Source organism: Streptomyces sp. NBC_00259, from assembly GCF_036181745.1.
GTDB lineage: Bacteria > Actinomycetota > Actinomycetes > Streptomycetales > Streptomycetaceae > Streptomyces > Streptomyces pratisoli.
In genome coordinates this window covers 6,900,771-6,918,852 of the sequence record NZ_CP108080.1, presented here as the reverse complement: position 1 = coordinate 6,918,852, position 18,082 = coordinate 6,900,771, and the positions used below count along the sequence as shown (strand labels likewise).

General features: G+C 71.7%; 15 protein-coding genes. 12 read left to right on the top strand and 3 right to left on the bottom strand.

The window, feature by feature from the left end:
• Positions 1–5: 5 nt before the first annotated feature.
• Together OG766_RS31025 and OG766_RS31020 are read left to right on the top strand one after the other, a co-directional pair.
• Positions 6–1,502 carry a glycosyltransferase 87 family protein gene (locus OG766_RS31025; RefSeq protein ID WP_328726754.1) on the top strand — a complete coding sequence of 499 codons (1,497 nt, stop codon included), beginning with the start codon at positions 6–8 and terminating at the stop codon, positions 1,500–1,502.
• A gap of 122 nt (positions 1,503–1,624) precedes the next feature.
• Positions 1,625–3,556, top strand: coding sequence for a M64 family metallopeptidase (locus OG766_RS31020; RefSeq protein ID WP_328726752.1), 1,932 nt, complete (start codon positions 1,625–1,627; stop codon positions 3,554–3,556).
• Positions 3,557–3,560: 4 nt separating this feature from the next.
• On the opposite strand, the gene OG766_RS31015 is transcribed toward OG766_RS31020, so the two are convergent.
• The 3 genes from OG766_RS31015 to OG766_RS31005 all read right to left on the bottom strand — a co-directional run bounded on the left by OG766_RS31015 (position 3,561) and on the right by OG766_RS31005 (position 5,541).
• Positions 3,561–4,370: an SAM-dependent methyltransferase gene (locus OG766_RS31015; RefSeq protein WP_328726750.1), complete on the bottom strand. Its 810-nt coding sequence runs from the start codon at positions 4,368–4,370 to the stop codon at positions 3,561–3,563.
• 73 nt (positions 4,371–4,443) lie between these two features.
• Entirely contained in the window at positions 4,444–4,680 is a 237-nt protein-coding gene (locus tag OG766_RS31010) for a DUF397 domain-containing protein (RefSeq protein ID WP_266386172.1), read from the bottom strand.
• On the bottom strand, positions 4,681–5,541 hold the full coding sequence (locus tag OG766_RS31005; RefSeq protein ID WP_266386175.1) for a helix-turn-helix domain-containing protein: 861 nt from the start codon (positions 5,539–5,541) through the stop codon (positions 4,681–4,683).
• A gap of 291 nt (positions 5,542–5,832) precedes the next feature.
• Between OG766_RS31005 and OG766_RS31000 the strand changes: the two genes are divergently transcribed.
• From OG766_RS31000 to OG766_RS30955, 10 genes are all read left to right on the top strand, one after another.
• Positions 5,833–6,330: an ATP-binding protein gene (locus OG766_RS31000; protein WP_266386178.1), complete on the top strand. Its 498-nt coding sequence runs from the start codon at positions 5,833–5,835 to the stop codon at positions 6,328–6,330.
• Entirely contained in the window at positions 6,324–6,740 is a 417-nt protein-coding gene (locus tag OG766_RS30995) for a hypothetical protein (protein WP_423247124.1), read from the top strand. The genes OG766_RS31000 and OG766_RS30995 overlap by 7 nt, the downstream gene beginning before the upstream one ends.
• A 103-nt stretch (positions 6,741–6,843) precedes the next feature.
• The gene (locus tag OG766_RS30990; protein WP_328726746.1) at positions 6,844–7,665 is read left to right on the top strand and encodes a metallophosphoesterase family protein; all 822 of its coding nucleotides are present in this window, start codon (positions 6,844–6,846) and stop codon (positions 7,663–7,665) included.
• A 158-nt stretch (positions 7,666–7,823) separates the two neighbouring features.
• Positions 7,824–8,585: a metallophosphoesterase family protein gene (locus OG766_RS30985; protein ID WP_328726744.1), complete on the top strand. Its 762-nt coding sequence runs from the start codon at positions 7,824–7,826 to the stop codon at positions 8,583–8,585.
• 265 nt (positions 8,586–8,850) lie between these two features.
• Positions 8,851–9,417, top strand: a complete 567-nt coding sequence (locus tag OG766_RS30980; protein ID WP_328726742.1) for a nucleotide triphosphate diphosphatase NUDT15 — start codon at positions 8,851–8,853, stop codon at positions 9,415–9,417.
• Positions 9,414–11,066: a sigma-70 family RNA polymerase sigma factor gene (locus OG766_RS30975; protein ID WP_328726740.1), complete on the top strand. Its 1,653-nt coding sequence runs from the start codon at positions 9,414–9,416 to the stop codon at positions 11,064–11,066. The genes OG766_RS30980 and OG766_RS30975 overlap by 4 nt, the downstream gene beginning before the upstream one ends.
• A 473-nt stretch (positions 11,067–11,539) precedes the next feature.
• Positions 11,540–11,767, top strand: a complete 228-nt coding sequence (locus OG766_RS30970) for a type A2 lantipeptide (protein ID WP_266386193.1) — start codon at positions 11,540–11,542, stop codon at positions 11,765–11,767.
• 96 nt (positions 11,768–11,863) lie between these two features.
• Positions 11,864–12,796 carry an HlyD family efflux transporter periplasmic adaptor subunit gene (locus OG766_RS30965; RefSeq protein ID WP_266386196.1) on the top strand — a complete coding sequence of 311 codons (933 nt, stop codon included), beginning with the start codon at positions 11,864–11,866 and terminating at the stop codon, positions 12,794–12,796.
• Complete coding sequence (locus OG766_RS30960) at positions 12,793–15,030, top strand: NHLP family bacteriocin export ABC transporter peptidase/permease/ATPase subunit (RefSeq protein WP_443045568.1); 2,238 nt, start codon at positions 12,793–12,795, stop codon at positions 15,028–15,030. Before OG766_RS30965 ends, OG766_RS30960 begins: the two co-directional genes overlap by 4 nt.
• Before the next feature lie 241 nt (positions 15,031–15,271).
• Positions 15,272–18,067, top strand: a complete 2,796-nt coding sequence (locus OG766_RS30955; protein WP_266388695.1) for an NHLP bacteriocin export ABC transporter permease/ATPase subunit — start codon at positions 15,272–15,274, stop codon at positions 18,065–18,067.
• The last annotated feature ends 15 nt before the right edge of the window (positions 18,068–18,082 follow it).

Below are 18,082 nucleotides of genomic sequence, written 5' to 3'. Positions count from 1 at the left end.
AACGCGTGATCGCACCCCGCACCCTCAGCACCGGACTCCTTCTCTGCGCCCTCACCACCGCGCTCGCGCTCACCGTCCGCAAGGACGGCTACTACTCGGACCCCGTCGGCCTGGCCTGGTGGTACGGGGCGTGCTGGGTGCTGTTCGCCGCGGCGGTGTGGTGTCTGCGGAAGGTCCCGGTGCGTCACGCCGTGGCGCTGGTCCTCGGCGGCAGCGTCGTGGTCGCGGCGACAGGGCTGCTCGCTCCTCCGCGTACGAGCAGCGACGCGTACCGCTACGCCTGGGACGGGCGGGTGCAGGCGGCCGGGATCTCTCCGTACGACCACGCGCCCGCCGATCCCGCGCTCGTGGCGCTGCGCGATCCCTGGCTGTTCCCGGCGGGCGCGGGCTGCCGGGGTCCGGAGCGCGCACGGATCCCCGGACCCGAGGGCGTGGTCCACTGCACCCGGCTCAACCGGCCCGCGGTCCACACCATCTACCCGCCGGTCGCGGAGGGCTATTTCCTGCTGGTCCACTCGCTCTCCCCGGACGGCTCCCGGCACAAGCCGCTCCAGGCCGGCGGTGCGCTGCTGTCGGTCGGGGTGACGGGCGCGCTGCTGCTGGTGCTGCGCCGCCGCGGAGGCGGGAGCTGCGACACCGGCGGAGACGTACGCGGAGACGGAACCGGAGAAGGAAGCGACGGGGTGCGCGGGGCCGCGTACTGGGCCTGGTGTCCTGCCGTCCCGCTGGAAGCGGTCAACAACGCCCACGCCGACGTCCTCGGTGTGCTGCTGGGGGTGGCCGGTCTCGGTCTCGTCGTCCGGCACCGCGCGGCGGGCGGCGCGCTCCTCGGAGCCGCCACCGCCACCAAGCTGCTGCCCGCGGTCCTGCTGCCCGGCGCCCTGTCGGGGGTCCGCAGATGGCGCGACGCGGCCGCCGTGGTGCTGCCCGCCGTGGCCGTCGTCGTGCTGGCGTACCTACCGTATGTGCTGGTGTCCGAGGGCTCGGTGCTCGGCTATCTGACCGGTTACGTGGAGGAGGAGGGGTACGGCGACGCCTCGGCCCGCAGCCGTTACGCCCTGCTGCGGCTGGTGCTTCCCGACGGGTGGGCGGCCCCGGCGGTCGCCGTCCTGATGCTGTGCGCCGTCGCGTACGTCCTGCTCCGCGGCGACCCCCGACGGCCGTGGCGCGGCGCGCTGCTGGTGACGGGTACGGCCTTCCTGCTGCTGACGCCCGGCTACTCCTGGTACGCGCTGCTGCTCGTCGCGCTCGTGGCCCTGGACGGCCGCTGGGAGTGGCTGGGGGTGGCCATGGCGGGGGCCGCGAAGTACGTCACCGGCCAATCCGGTGGCGATCCGTACGTCATCACGGCGACGGCGTACGCCATCGCGGCGGGTGCGGTGCTCGCGGGCTGTGCCCTGCGGCGAGTGCGGCGCTCCCCCGGCCATGAGGGGGCAGCCGCGCACGCGAGCGGCCCGGCCGATCCGGTCGCGGACGCTGCGACCAGGGACCGGCGCCCCTAGATGCACTGCCCCGGGGACAGCCACGGGGACAGCCACGGGGGCACGGCGGCCGGGGCAGCAGGTCTCGCGGCCAACTCTGCTGTCTTTACGGCCCGTTGGGCCCGGACCTACGCTCCCGCCCCATGGACACCTCCGGCATACGCCTTCCCAGAGCAGCCCTGGCGCTCGCCACCGCGGGCGCCCTGCTCCTCACCGGTCTCCTCGGCACGGCGTCGTCCGCGTCGGCCGTGCCCGCGCAGGATCCGCCGAGATCTCCGGCGTCGCAGCGGCAGCTGACCGAGAGCGCCACCGTCGTGCCCGTGCAGACCACGGGCCCGGCGGACAAGCGGTTCAATCTCGTCGTGCTCGGCGACGGCTACACCGCCGCCGGCATGGACGAGTTCCGGGCGGACGTGGACAAGCACCTCAATGTGCTGTGGAGCATCGAGCCGTTCGCGTCGTACCGCTCCTACGTCAATGTGTGGGCGGTCGAGGTGCCGTCACCGGAATCGGGCGTCGACTGCGATCCCTCGCTGGACGCCCCGCGCCGCGACACCCCGCTGAACATGGGCTTCTGGGGCGGCTGCAATCCGGCCAGTGTGCAGCGGCTGCTGACGGTCGACAGCGCGGCGGCGACGGCGCTCGCCGATCTCGTCGGCGGCACGACGAGCGCCAACCGCCAGATCGTGGCGCTCGCGAACAGCGAGACCTACGGCGGCGCGGGCGGCACGTACGCCACCGCCTCCGGCAAGAACGCCCTGTCCTCCCTCATCACCCCGCACGAGATCGGCCACTCGCTCGGCAAGCTCCAGGACGAGTACGACTACTACGGGCGCGGAGTGCCCGGCGGTACGTACACCGGGGGCGAGCCGGCCTCCGCGCATCACACGCTGCTGACCGAGCGGGAGATGCGGGAGCAGCGGGCGAAGTGGTGGCGCTGGCTGGGCGAGAAGAGCGAGTCCGGCGGGACGATCGCCCGCCACGAGGGCGGGATGTACAGCACCAAGGGCGTCTGGCGGCCCAGCAAGCACTCGATCATGAAGACGCTCGGTTACGCCTTCGACCAGGTGGAGCGCGAGGTGATGGTCGGCGCCATCTCGGCCAAGGTGAACCTCGTCCAGGGACACACGCCCAACGCCGCCCCGATCGGGGACGACCGGACGGTGTGGGTCGAGACGCTGCATCCGGTCGGCGGGGAACTCGACGTCGCCTGGCGGCTCGACGGCCGCCCGCTGCGGCACACCGACGGCGCCCGGGCGCTCGATCTGCGCCGGCTGGGTCTCGGCCGCGGTACCCACACGCTCACCGCGACGGTCACCGACCCGACGCCCTTCGTCCGCGACCCGGCCCTGCGTGCCTCGGCCGCACTGACGCGTACGGTCGGCTGGACGGTCGACACCTCCGTACGGACGCCCCACCCGCCCGTGGCACCGGCCTTCACGGGCCACACCACCACCGACGGCCCGGTGGGGGCGGACTCCGTCGTGTACGCCGACACCACGCATCCCACGGACCGTACGTACGCCGTCCGCTGGTCCCTCGACGGCCGTCCGCTGACGAACCCGGGCAACGACCGGGACCTGGACCTCGGCGCGCTGCGGCTGCGTGCGGGGACGCACACGCTCATCGCCCGGATCGCCGGTACGGGCACGGTGCTGCGCTGGACGGTGGACGCGGCCCCGGCGGCCGGCTCGTACGAGCTGTCAGAGCCGCTGCGGACGGTGAGCCGGCCCGGCCGGCCGACGGAGTACGTGTACGACGGCCCGTTCACCATGCGGCTGACCGCACGCGACGACCGGCCGGGCACGGTCGTCTCCCAGTTCCGGGTGGACGGCGACGGCTGGTACACGTACTACGGCTGGCCGACGGACGCCGAGGCGCCGTTCCGCTTCACCCCGGGCGGCACCGTCATCGACGACCTCGTGTACGGCAAGCTCGGCACACCGCGCGCCGTGCCGTGGGACGACGCCACGCCCGAGTACGGCACCCACACCGTCGAGCACCGGACGATCGACGCGGCGGGGAACGTCAGCAGGGCGACGGGCTTCCACGTCACCCTGCTGCCGGGGAGCTGAGCCGTCAGCCGACGCGGGCGACGCCCGCGTAGCCGGGAATGGGGCGGTCGCCGAGCACGTCGATGACCTCACCGAGCTCGGGGTGCCACTCGGCGGTCAGTGACACTCCGGGCTCGACGAGTTCGAGGCCGTCGAAGAAACGGGTGAACTCCTCGCGGGAGCGCGGGCGCAGCGTGAGCCCGCGTGCCTTGTACATGGCGCGGGCCTCCGCGGCCTTCTCCGGGTCGAAGTCGCCGGTGGTGTGCGACAGCACGAGGTAGCTGCCGGGTGCGAGCTGCCCGACCAGCCGGTCCACCAGCTCGTACGCGCCGTCCTCGTCGTCCACGAAGTGCAGCAGCGCGAGCAGCGACAGGGCGATGGGCCGGGTGAAGTCGAGGACCTTGCCGGCCGCGTCCAGGATCGCCTCGGGGTCGCGGGCGTCGGCCTGGATGTACTCGGTGGCGCCCTCGGGCGTGCTGCGCAGCAGTGCCTCGGCGTGCGCGAGGACGATCGGGTCGTTGTCGCAGTAGACGACGCGGGACTCGGGGGCGACCTGCTGGGCTATCTGGTGGAGATTGGGCTCGGTGGGGATGCCGGTGCCGATGTCGAGGTACTGGCGGATCCCGTTGCCGCCGAGCCAGCGGGTGGCGCGGTGCATGTAGGCCCGGTTGACCCGGGCCATGTCCCGTCCGCGCGCGTCGAGGGTGAGGAGCTGCTTGGCCATCTCCTCGTCGACCGGGTAGTTGTCCTTGCCGCCGAGGAACCAGTCGTACATGCGGGCCGGGTGGGGCTTGCTGGTGTCGATGCGTACGGCGGCGGAGTCTTGCCCGGTCATCTGGCCTCTCCAGGGGTCTGTGGGTGTGCGACGACGGATGGACGAACGGAACTGCCCGTGCCTCGGGGCCGGTTCAGGTCAGGAGAAAGTCTGCCTTACCCGACTTGGCGCCCTGGATGAAGGCGGCGATCTCGCCGTGGGTGTAGATGAGCGCGGGACCGTCGGGGTCGGCGGACTGGCGCACCGCGACCCTGCCGTCGGCCAGCTTCATGGCCTCGATGCAGTTGCCGCCGTTGCCGCCGCTCCACGGCTTGTGCCAGCCCTCGGTGCCGAGCTCCCGGGCAGGCATGCCGTTGTATATGCGATCCATTCACAGCTCCTTGCGGACGCCCCGGAGGAGGTCCTTCGTGCGTTGTGCGGTGGCGGCCTGGGCCGCCATGCGGTCCATGACCTCCAGGTGCGAGGCCACCTCGGGGCGCGCGTCGAGGTAGACCGCGCCGGTCAGGTACTCGCTGTAGACCATGTCGGGGAGTTCGGGCACCGCGAACCGGAAGATGACGAACGGCCCGTAGGTGCCGGGATGGGGTCCTTTCGCGAACTCGGCGACCTGGAGCGTGATGCCGGGCATCTCGGCCGCTTCGAGCAGGCGGTCGAGCTGGGCCCGCATCACCTTCGGGCCGCCCACCGGACGGCGCAGCGCCGTCTCCTCCATGATCACCCAGAATCTCGGCGCGTCGGGCCGCGAGAGCAGGCCCTGGCGCTCCATCCGCAACGCGACATGGCGCTCGATGTCCTCGGTGCTGGTGGCGCCGAGGGCTCCGCTGCGCATCACGCCGCGGGCGTAGTCCTCGGTCTGGAGGAGGCCGGGGACGAAGTGGGGCTCGTAGGCGCGGATGAGGGCGGCCGCGCCCTCCAGGCTGACGTACATGCTGAACCAGCCGGGCAGGACGTCGTGGAAGCGCTGCCACCAGCCGGGCTTGTTGGCGTCCTCGGCGAGCTGGGCGAAGCCGTCGGCCTCGTCGTCGGCGACTCCGTACGCCCGCAGCAGCAGCTGCACGTAGGGGATCTTCAGCGCGACCTCGGCCGTTTCCATCCGGCGGATGGTGGCGGGCGCCACGTGGAGGACCTTGGCGGCCTCCTCGCGTTTCAGGCCGGCTCGCTCCCGCAGATCCTGCAGTCGCTTGCCCAGGACGACCTGCCCCACAGTGGGGGCGGACCGCGGCTCGCTCACTACAGACCTCCCCAGCGCCCTGTTCACGGATTCACGACTCGGTGTCACGACGACTCGGTGTCACGACGTGGTGACACACGGCGTCACGACGGGATGTCACGACTCGGTGCCGGGACGAGTGTGCCATGCCACCACCACCGAGAACCCGGCACTCTGCATTTTTCAGAGTGCCTCTTGCCAAGTGTCGCCTCCGGGTGGAGAGTGACTCGGTGAACCAGTTCACGAGGCTGCCGCACTCTGCCCGGGGAGAGGCACGTTCGGCACCGCTACCCCCACCGTTAAGGATTGGTCGTGGCTCCTGGCAACGCGCTCAGACCCCTTCTCGTCGGCCAGTACCAGCCGGCGTCCGTGCCGGCGATACGGCGCTTCGGGTTCGAGCTGCCCGGCCGGACCGATTCGGTGGCGCGGGCCAGGCGTCTGATCCGGGAGCGGATGCAGCGCTGGGGCCTCGGGGAGGACCTTTTCGACACGGTGGCGCTGGTCGCCTCCGAACTGTTCACCAACGCCGTCGTGCACACCGCGAGCGAGCGCGTCCTGTGCGAACTGCACGACGTACCGGGGCAGTTGCGCATAGCGGTGCAGGACCAGGGCTGCCCGCCCGGCGAGCCCCGGCTGCGCCAGGTCTCCGCGGAGGAGCGCGGGCGGGGACTGCTGCTGGTGGACGCCGTGAGCAGCGCCTGGGGAGCGCATGACGCCCATCCGGGACCGGGCCGCGTCGTCTGGGCCGAGCTGGCGCTCGGCCCCGTCCGATCGGCCGGTGGAGACCCGGGCACGGGGCGGCCATGCTGAGGACGATGGCCGGTCTGCTCTCCCGCGGGCGGGACCGTTCCCCCGCACAGCTGCGTCTCGACGTCCCCCCGGGACTCACGGCCACGCTGGGTTACGACGCGGTCGGCGTGCCCGCACGGCACGGGTTCCGGATGCTGTCCAGGCTGCCGCACACGGGCTGTGTCTACGCGGACACGGACTGGATGTGGTGGATCGTCCCGGCCGGCTCCGACCAGGAGCTGACCTGGCCGCTTCCCTCCTACTACTCCCGTGGTGCGTACGTACCGGAGTCGGCTCCCCGGCTGGTCCACTGGCCCAAGGACTCCAGCCCGTACACCCCGCCGATCCCGCTGTACCTCATGGTCTGCCAGATCACCGGCATCGCACCCGCCTGGGCACGCTACGGACTCAGGGGCGCACCGGCGGTCTGAGCCACGGGGCGGCGGAGACGGGGTGGCGGAGGCGGACAGCCGCCCGCCGTGGTGGGAGGATCGTCCGGATGTCTCGGCAGGCGGTCCGTCCACGGGGGTTGTGATGTCTCTGCTCGCGATCAGTGATCTGCACGTCAACCATCCGGAGAACGGCAAGCACGCGGACGGTCTGCGGCCGGCCTCCGACGACGACTGGCTGCTGGTCGCGGGCGACGTCGGGGACCAGGTGTCCGACATCGAGTGGACGCTGTCGCTGCTGAGTGAACGCTTCGCCACGGTCGTGTGGGCGCCCGGGAACCACGAGCTGTGGACCGTCTCCGCCGACGCCGTCCAGGCACGGGGTGTACGGCGCTACGAGCTGCTGGTGGAGCTGTGCCGAAGCCTCGGCGTGATCACGCCGGAGGACCCGTACCCGGTGTGGACCGGTGAGGACGGACGATCCGTCGCGGTCGCACCGCTGTTCCTGCTGTACGACTACACCTTCCGCCCGGAGGGCACCGCCACCCAGGAGGAGGCGCTCGCCCAGGCCCACCGCGCGCACGTCGTCTGCACCGACGAGCATCTGCTGCACCCGGACCCGTACCCGAGCCGCGAGGCCTGGTGCCGGGCCCGTCTGGAACTCACCGAGTCCCGGCTCGCCGCCGTCCCCGAGGACCTGCAGACGGTTCTCGTGAACCACTATCCGCTGGTGCGTGAGCCGACGCGGGTGCTGCGCTACCCCGAGTTCGCCCTGTGGTGCGGCACCGAGCACACCGCGGACTGGCACATCCGCCACCGGGCCCGGGCGATGGTGTACGGGCACCTGCACATCCCCCGTACGACGCGGCACGACGGGGTCCCGTTCCACGAGGTGTCCGTCGGCTACCCGCGCGAGTGGCAGCCGCGGAGCGGTGCGCCCGCACAGCCGACGCTGATCCTGCGCTGAGCCGGCGGCTCGTCGAGGACGGTAAGGAAGACCGTGGACTCCGTCCGGCCACCCGCCACCGCTCTCCGGGACGACGGTCCGGTGCCGCGAGACACCTCGGGCTACGCGGGGAGCGGAATGATTCCCCACCGGGCGGGCGTCGTTCCACAGTAGTGACCATGCTCGAGCGAGTAGCCGTCCTGTCCGACATTCGCGGAGTCCTGCCCGCTCTGGAGGCAGTGCTCGACGAACCGGAGGTGCGCGCCGCGGACCGCATCGTGCTCACCGGCGACATCACCGCCGGCCCGCAACCGGCCCAGGTACTGGACCTGCTGACCGCCCTTGGCGACCGTATCGCCTGGGTCAGCGGGAACGCCGACCGCGAGCTCCTCGAGTACCGCCGCGGCCTGCGCGACACCATCCCGGACCCGATCGCTCCCTGGGCTGCCGAGCGACTACGCGCGGACCATCTCGAACTCCTCGCCCGCTTGCCACGATCGCTCTCCCTGCCCCTGCGAGGCCTGGGGGAAGTCCTGTTCTGCCACGCCACCCCTCGGGACGACGCGGAAGTCGTCCTGGTCGACTCCCGCCTCGACCGCTGGCAAGAAGTCCTCAGCGAGCTCGACGCCGACGTCCGCACGGTGGTCCTCGGCCACACCCACATGCCGTTCGTCCGCCTCGTCCACGGCCGGCTCGTCATCAACCCCGGCAGCGTCGGCATGCCCTACGGGCGCACCGGAGCCCACTGGGCGCTCCTGGGTCCCGGCGTCGAACTGCGGACCACGGACTTCGACATCGAGACCGCGATCACCCACGTGACCCAGGACTCCTCCTATCCCGAAATCACCCAGTGGGCCGACTACTTCCTCCGAGCGCAGGCAACCGATGCCGATGCTCTCGCAGCCTTCGGTCCACGGGACGGACGCACTGACACCACCTGACAGAGCCGCCCCGGGCCGGACGCGGATGCGCAGCCGTGTGCGGGAGAGGACGCCGCGTACCCACGCGTCCAGGTCGGGTGCGATGTGCCGGGAGTGTGACGCATCGCCCGGTCCGCCACCTACGGACCCCAGCTCACGTTGACCGTCGCCCTCTTCGCCGAACAGCTCCGCAGCGGCGACGTCGCGGCCCTGCCGCATGCGCCCCGTCGGCAGACCGTGCCGGGTACTTCACTGCGGCTATTCGAAACCCCATACGATCCCACCCATGGTGACTCCCTCCGCGAACCCCGCTCCCGCCGAGCGCCCCGCACGCGCGTTCCCCGTCCCCAACGGCGTGGTCGGCGTCGGCATGATCGTCGTCGACCCGGGTGGCCGGATCCTCCTCGGGCTCGCGCCGGGCGGCCGCTGGGAGTTGCCCGGCGGCAAGGTCGACCCGGGTGAGAGCTTCGAGCGGGCGGGGGCCAGGGAGCTGGCCGAGGAGACGTCGCTGCGGGTCCGGGCGGAGGACGTGACGATCGTCGCCGTGGTCGTCGACGGCGAGCGCGGCGTGAGCCGGATCTCGGCCGCGGGTCTGGTCACGGGTGTGGAAGGTGAGCCGGAGGTCACCGAACCGGACAAGATCCTGCGCTGGCAGTGGCACCGGCCCGAAACCGTGCCGGCCGAACTGTTCGAGCCGTCCGCCGCGGTCCTGCGCGCCTGGCGGTCCGATCTAACACTTCCGGCCGTCCGTGCGTACTCCTATCCGATTTCTGTTATCGGGGCGGAGGAAGGGCGTCTCCCCTCTGTCGGAGGAGACACGCCCCAGCCCAGGAAGAGAGTGGACACAGCGTGAGCAGCGAACGCGAAGCCGCGGTGATCATGGCGGCACAGGCCGGTGACCAGCAGGCGCAGGACCGGCTCGTCGCCGAGTACCTTCCGCTGGTCTACAACATCGTGGGCCGCGCCCTGAACGGCCACGCCGATGTGGACGACGTGGTGCAGGAGACCATGCTGCGCGTCCTCGGCGGCCTGGACGGGCTGCGCAGCCCGGAGAACTTCCGCAGCTGGCTGGTCGCCATCACGATGAATCAGATACGCGGCCACTGGAGAGAGCGCCGCACGGGCGCGATACCCGGCGGCGGCGCCCTGGACGACGCGTACGACGTCGTCGATCCCGGCGCGGACTTCGTGGACCTCACCATCACCCGCCTCGGGCTCTCCGGCCAGCGCCGCGAGACCGCCGAGGCCACCCGCTGGCTGGACGAGGACGACCGCGCGCTGCTGTCCCTGTGGTGGCTGGAGGCCGCCGGGCAGCTGTCACGGGCGGAGGTCGCCACCGCGCTGGAACTGTCCCCGCAGCACACGGCGGTACGGGTGCAGCGGATGAAGGCTCAACTGGAGACGGCCCGTGTGGTGGTCCGTGCCCTCTCCGCCGACCCTCGCTGTGTACTGCTGGAGCCGATCGTCGCCGGATGGGACGGCATGCCCTCGGCCCTGTGGCGCAAGCGCCTGGCCCGCCACGCCCGCGGCTGCACGGTGTGCGCGGGGCACTGGTCGGGGCTGGTGCCCGCCGAGGGTCTTCTCGTGGGCCTCGCCCTCGTGCCGCTGGCGGCGTCGCTCAGCGCGTTCGGCACGGCACCGGACATGGTCACCACGGCCCACGGCCACGCCCCGGGATCCGGCGGCGCCCCTCGGTCCGGTCACGGCTCGGGGCCGGGCCACGCGCCGGGAGCCGGTCACGCTCCCGGAGCCGGTCACGCGCCGGGAGCCGGCTCACGTACCCAGGCCCGGCTGGACCGGGCGCGCCGGCGCCGCCGAACCGCGGCCGTGGCGGCCGCGGTCGCCGTGCTCGTCACCGGCGGTGGCGCGGCCCATCTCGTCATCGGCCCCTCGGAGTCCGAGGAGGCGCCCTCCACCGCCGCGGCCCCGGCCTCCCCGCTGCTCCCGTCGCCCTCGGGGTCGACGTCCCCTTCCCCGTCGCTCTCCGCCTCCCCCTCGCCCTCCCCCAGCCCCACACCGAGCGCGAGCAAGACGGCCAAGCCGAAGCCCAAGCCGAGCACGGCGAAGCCCAGGCCGAAGCCGACTCCCGAGCAGCCCGATCCGGAGCCGGTGCTGCCGAGCGGCGACGCCGAGCAGGTGCTCGCCCTGGTCAACGCCGAGCGTTCCAAGGCGGGATGCGGCCCGTTGCGCGGCAACGACCAACTCGCGGCGGCGGCGCAGCGCCACTCGGCGGACATGGCGGCCCGCGGCTTCTTCGACCACACCAGCCCTGACGGGACCGATCCGGGCGACCGGATCACCGCGGCCGGCTACCGGTGGAGCACGTACGGGGAGAACATCGCGAGGGGCCAGCAGAGCCCGGCGTCGGTGATGGACTCGTGGATGAACAGCCCGGGCCACCGCGCGAACATCCTCAACTGCTCCTTCAAGGAGCTCGGCGTGGGCATCCACGACGCCTCCGGCGGGCCGTGGTGGACGCAGGCGTTCGGTACGGCGATGTGACGGCCTGCGCGCGGTCGCAGGGCCGGCCGGGGCGACCGTGACCCTGACCGGAACAGAGTCTTCCGCAAACCTGCACACCGAACACTCAACCGATGCACAGCGGCTGACCGGGACTCAGTGCGCACCGCGGGGTTGGCGGCTTGGCAGTCCATTGGGGCCGGAGTGTCCGATTCCGCTCCGCCGGGCCGTTCCACCCGAACGGAACTGAGCAGGTGAAGTTTGTGAAGGAGTCGGCACCTATACGTGGACGCGCCTGCACCTGAACTTAGTTACATGACGGAGCAGGCGCGGACCGGGCGTCCGTGGATTGGCTGAGCGGTGCGTCGGCGTGCTTTGATCCTGCGCACTGCGGGAGTTGCGCCGAGGGTCCTCGATTTATTGGGGATCCGCACTCCCGCCGACGCGGCCGGATCGTTTTCCGGCGGGGCCGGCCGTGACCTTTGAGATATATCCACATGAAGGGAAGCTTCATCATGAACTTCACCCCCCAGGTCGAGACCGCTGAGATCTCCGACGCCGACCTCGACAACGTCTCCGGCGGCCTGAGCAGCGCCATTGCCGCCGGTGCGGTGTCCGGCCTGACCTCCACCGTTGACGGCATCGTCCCGGTCTCCGGCATCGTCGGCACGGCCGTCGGCACCGTCGAGGGCGCCACCGGCCTGAACACCGGCGCGGTCACCGGTCTCGTCGCCGGTCTCTGAGCACCACCCGTGTGAGCCCCGGAACCTTCCCCGTTCCGGGGCTCATCGCTCTTTTCACCCCCTGACCCGGACATATGCAGTCGAGGGAAGAGTTACGTGCAGTTCCGCCAGAAGGCCCTTTCCAAGCTGCAATCGCCCGAAGAAATAGATCTGCCGGTGCGATTCGCCCGCCCGCAGGGCTGGCTCGTCCTCACGGTCACCGTGGTCGCGATGGCAGCGGCTACTTTGTGGGCGGTCAATGGATCCGTTTCGTCCACTGTTCGCGCACCCGGCATTCTTACGCACGCACAGGGCAGTTATGTCCTGCAGAGTCCGGTCGCGGGGCAGGTGACCGAAGTGCTCGCGGAAGAGGGCAAACGCCTCCCGGCGGGTGCTCCGCTGCTGAAGGTGCGTACCGCCGGGGCACAGGGCGGGAGCGGCGCGGACTCCGGCACCGAGTCCGACACCGACGCCGACGCCGGTACGGACACAGGCGGCGGCAGCGGCGGCGACAGCGAGGGGGAGAGCGGGAGCCGCAGCGCCGACAAGGACGCCACCGTCGTCCGCACCATCGCCCCGGGCCGTGTCACCGCCCTCGTCGCCACCATCGGCGCCGTCGTCACCACCGGAGCGAACGTCGCCGTCCTGGAACGCGTCGACGACGCCCGCGCACCGCTGATGGCGATGCTCTACCTTCCGGCCGACAACGGCTCGGCCGTCCCCGTCGGCGCCCGCGTCGACCTCACCGTGCAGTCCGTGCCGTCGCAGCAGTACGGAGTGCTGCGCGGCCGTGTGAAGGCCGTCGGCCGCACCTCCCAGACCCGGCAGCAGATCACCGGTTTCCTCGGTGACGGCCAGCTCGCCGAGCAGTTCTCCCGGCAGGGCCGGCCGCTGCCGGTCCTGGTCGAGCTGGAGCGCTCGTCGGGTACGAAGTCGGGTTACGCGTGGTCGTCTTCGGAGGGGCCGCCGTACGCGGTCGGCTCCATGACCCTGGCCACCGGTGCCGTCCATCTCGCCGACCAGCGTCCGATCGATTGGCTGCTGCCGTGAGCGCCCCGTCCCCCACCCGGCACCGCGCCCGCGCGCCCCAGTCGAACCCGAGGCGCGCGCCGAAGCCGCACAAGCCCGCGAAGCGGAAGAGCGTCCGCACCCCCACCGTGCTCCAGATGGAGGCCGTGGAGTGCGGCGCCGCCGCGCTCGCCATGGTCCTCGCCCACCACGGCAGGCACGTGCCCCTCGAAGAGCTGCGCATCGCCTGCGGCGTCTCCCGTGACGGCTCCCGGGCCAGCAACATCCTCAAGGCGGCCCGGAGCTACGGTCTGCAGGCCAAGGGCATGCAGATGGAACCGGCAGCGCTCGCCGGGGTCCAGGCGCCGGCCATCCTGTTCTGGGAGTTCAACCACTACGTCGTCTACGACGGCATGGGGCGCCGCCTCGGCCGCCGCGGCGTGCACATCAACGACCCCGACAAGGGCCGCCGTTTCGTGTCGGCGGAGGACTTCGACACGAGCTTCACCGGTGTGGTCCTGGTCTTCGAGCCCGGCGACGGGTTCACCACCGGCGGCCGCAGGCCCGGCGTCCTGCGCTCCGTGCCCGCCCGGCTGCGCGGCACCACCGGGACGATGCTCGCCGCGCTGCTCGCGAGCCTGCTGCTCGTCGCGGTCGGCGCGGCGCTGCCGGCGCTGAGCCGTACGTACATCGACATGTTCCTGGTCGGCCGTCAGACCTCCCTGCTCGGGGTCCTCTTCGCGTCGATGGCCGCGATGGTGGCGCTGACGGCCGTGCTGACCGGGCTGCAACAGGCGAACCTGCTGCGCGGCCGGATCATTTCGTCCACGCTGAGCAGCGCCCGCTTCTTCCGGCACCTGCTCAGACTGCCGGTGACCTTCTTCGCCCAGCGCAGCCCTGCCGACCTCGTCCAGCGGCTGCAGTCGAACGACGCCGTGGCCGAGACCCTCGCCCGCGATCTCACCGCCTTCGGGGTGGACGGGATCGTCGTCCTCCTCTACGCGCTGCTGCTGTGGACGTACGATCCCCAGCTCACCGTGATCGGGGTGCTGATCGCGCTGCTGAACGTGGTCGCGATGCGGGTCGTGGTGCGGCTGCGGGCGACCCGTACGCAGAAGCTGCGCGCCGACAACGCCCGGCTGACGAACACCTCGTACACCGGTATCCAGCTGATCGAGACGATGAAGGCCACCGGCGGGGAGAACGGCTACTTCCGCCGCTGGGCCGGACAGCACGCCACCACGCTGGAGGAGCAGCAGCGCCTCGGGGTGCCGAGCGCGGCGCTCGCCGTCGTGGCGCCCACGCTGGCCACGCTCAACAGCGCGCTGATTCTGTGGATCGGCGGGCTGCGGGCCGTCGAGGGCCATATCTCGATCGGTCTGCTCGTCGCCTTCCAGGCCCTGGTGACCCGCTTCACCGCACCCATCACCCGGCTCAACGGCATGGCGTCCCGTATCCAGGACTTCGCCGCCGACGTGGCACGGCTCAAGGACGTCGAGAACTTCCCCGCGGACGGGCTGTACACGCGCACCGAACCGCCGGCCAGCACCCGCAGGCTCATGGGCCACATCACCCTGGAGGACATCACCTTCGGGTACAGCCCGCTCGACAAGCCGCTGCTCACCGGCTTCTCGCTGTCGGTCGGCCCGGGCCGCCAGGTCGCGCTCGTCGGCGGCTCGGGCAGCGGCAAGTCCACCGTCTCCCGGCTGATCGCGGGCCTCTACAGCCCCTGGGAGGGCACGATCCGCATCGACGGGCAGCGCCTCGAGGAGATCCCGCGCGGCGCGCTCGCCGCCTCGGTCTCCTTCGTGGACCAGGACCTGTTCCTCTTCGAGGGCACCGTGCGGGACAACGTGGCGCTGTGGGACCCCTCGATCCCGGACGACGCCGTCGTCGACGCGCTCAAGGACGCGGCGCTGTACGAGGCGATCGCCCGGCGTCCCGGGGGCATCCACGGCCGCGTGGAGCAGGACGGCCGCAACTTCTCCGGCGGGCAGCGGCAGCGGCTGGAGATCGCTCGGGCGCTGGTGCGCCGGCCCAGCGTGCTGGTGCTCGACGAGGTGACCAGCGCGCTGGACGCGGAGACCGAGCAGCTCATCATCGACAATCTGCGGCGGCGCGGCTGCGCCTGTGTGGTGATCGCCCACCGGCTGAGCACCGTGCGCGACAGCGACGAGATCGTGGTCCTCGACCACGGCACGGTCGTGGAGCGTGGGCGGCACGAGGAACTGGTCGCGCGCGGGGGCGCGTACGCCGAACTGGTCAAGGAGCACTGAGGTGATCCCCGTACAGCCCGGTCATCAGCCCGGCCACCTTCCGGGACAGCCGTCCGGTCAGCAGCCCGGCCACCCGGGCCACCAGCCCGGTCAGCACCCCGGACATCACCCCGCTCAGCAGCCCGCTCAGCAGGCCGCTCAGCAGGCCGCTCAGCAGGCCGCTCAGCAGGCCGGCGACAGCGGACCCGGTCCGGGGACGGCCGCGCACCCCGACGACACGGTCCTCGCCGCGCTCGGCGGCCTGGGACAGTACGTCGACTGCTCCGGGCTGCGCAGTCTGTCGCTGGAGGGGCCGCAGGTGCTGTGGCTGGTCGTGGGCGGCGCGCTCGACCTCTTCGCGGTCGACGCCGTCCAGCAGGGTCACTGGCACTTCCTCGGCCGGCTGGAGACGGGCACCCTGCTGCTCGGCCCGGTCGAAGGTCCTCAGCACACGCTGGTCGGCAGGCCGTTGCAGGGCTGTGTGCTGCGCCGCATCCCGCTGCGGGAGCTGCACCAGCCGGCCGCGTACGGCGACCCGTGGTCGTACCAGACGCCCTACCAGAGCCAGTACGACAGCCAGGACGGCACCCTCAGCCTGCTGGAGCACGCCTTCGCGCTCGGCGTCGGACGCGGCCAGCGCGTGCTGTTCGAGGCGCCGCTGGACGGCCGGACGACCGACGAGGAGACGGTCACCGACGACGACATCCTGTGGCTGCCCGTCTTCCCCGGCAGTGTCCAGTACGGCGCCGCGTTCAGCGCGGACGCCGCGGCCGACCTGCTGGTCGACGGTGCGCTGTGGCAGCAGATGGTCAACCAGCAGTACCGGCTGCTCTCGGGGCTCGACCGATGGATCGAGCGGCTGGAGCGGGCCCACGAGGACCGGGCGGCCGCCGGGATCAAGGCCGGCGAGGCGGTGCGCGCGGGCGCCGACCAGGCGCTGCTGGCCTCCATCGGCCGCTCGCGCCGGGCTCCCGCGGCCCGTACGGCGGGTGTGGTCTCCGACGACGCCGCCTACGCCGTGTGCCGGCTCGTCGCCTCCGCCGCCGGGATCACGCTCGCGGAACCCGCGCAGGGCGGACCGGTCGACGAACGGGTCGGCCCGGTCGAGCGCATCACGCTCGCCTCCCGTGTCCGTAGCCGCGCGGTCCGGCTCGACGGCACCTGGTGGCGGGAGAACACCGGCCCGCTGGTGGGCCACCGTGCCAAGTCCGGTGCCCCGGTGGCGCTGTTGTGGCGGCGCGGCGGCTACCAGGCGGTCAATCCCGCCACCGGCAGCCGGATCGCCGTCGACGACGACAACGCGGAGGAGTTCGAACCGCGGGCCGTCATGTTCTACCGGCCGCTGCCGGAACGGCCGATGAGCCTGTGGCGGCTGATGCGCTTCAGCCTCCACGGCAGCCGTCCGGATCTGCGCAGTCTCGCGATCGCCGGCCTCGTCACGGTCGCCCTCGGCGCGCTGGTGCCGATCGCCACCGGCAAGGTGCTCGGCGTGTTCGTACCGAACGCCGAGACCAGCCTGATCGTGCAGGTGTCGGTGGCCGTGATGGTCGCCGGCGTCGTCTCGGCCGCCTTCATGCTGCTGCAGAACCTCACCATCCTGCGGATGGAGGGCCGGATCGAGAGCACGCTGCAGCCCGCCGTGTGGGACCGGCTGCTGAGGCTGCCCACGAAGTTCTTCGCCGAGCGCTCCACCGGAGAGCTGGCGAGCGCGGCGATGGGCATCAGCTCGATCCGGCGGCTGCTGTCCGGCGTGGGACCGGTGGTCGTCCAGGCGAGCACGGTCGGGACGATGAACCTGCTCCTGCTGCTCGCCTACAGCGTCCCCCTCGCCCTGGCGGCGATCGGGATGCTCACCGTCATCGGTACCGTCTTCCTCGGCATGGGGCTGTGGCAGCTGCGCTGGCAGCGTCGGCTCGTGGAACTCGGGAACAAGCTCAACAACCAGGCGTTCCAGACCCTTCGGGGCCTGCCGAAGCTACGGGTGGCGGCGGCGGAGAGCTTCGCGTACGCGGCGTGGGCGAAGCAGTTCGCGCGCAGCCGGGAGCTGCACCGGCGGGCGGGCCGGATCCGCAATCTGACGACGGTCCTCGACGCGGTCTATCTGCCGCTCTGCGCGCTCATCATGTTCATGCTGCTGGCGGGTCCGGCCCGCGGGAGTCTGACGGCGGGTGAGTTCCTGACCTTCCACACCGCGGTGACGATGATGCTGGCGTCGGTGACACAGCTGACCGGCGCCCTGGTCTCGGCCGCCGCCGTCCTGCCGATGTTCGAACAGATCAAGCCGGTGCTGGACGAGGCTCCCGAGGTACGGGGGGCCAGCACGCAGCCGGGCGAGCTGTCGGGGGCGATCGAGGCACGCAAGGTGTCCTTCCGGTACACCGACGACGGTCCGCTGGTCCTCGACGACGTGTCCCTGGCGGTGCGGCCCGGCGAGTTCGTCGCGGTCGTCGGGCCCAGCGGCTGCGGCAAGTCGACCCTGCTGCGGATGCTCATCGGCTTCGACAAGCCCGGCTCGGGCAGTGTCCTGTACGACGGCCAGGACCTCGCCGCCCTCGACCAGGCGGCCGTGCGCCGCCAGTGCGGTGTCGTCCTGCAGAACGCCCAGCCGTTCACCGGATCGATCCTGGACTGCATCTGCGGTGCGGAACCGTTCACCCAGGAAGAGGCCTGGGAGGCCGCCGAGATGGCCGGTCTCGCTGAGGACATCCGTCGTATGCCCATGGGCATGCAGACCATGATCTCCGGCGGCGGGGCGATCTCCGGCGGCCAGCGGCAGCGACTGATGATCGCCCAGGCGCTGGTCCGCCGGCCGCGGGTGCTGTTCTTCGACGAGGCGACGAGTGCCCTCGACAACGCGACCCAGCGGATCGTGACCGAGAGCACCCGCGCGCTGAGGGCGACCCGCGTGGTCATCGCACACCGGCTGTCGACGGTGATGGACGCCGACCGCGTGATCGTCATGGCGGAGGGGCGTGTCGTACAGCAGGGCCCGCCCGCGCAGTTGCTGGCGGACACGGGCGGGCGACTGCACGAACTGGTGCGGCGACAGATGCTGTGACGCGCGGTCACAGGC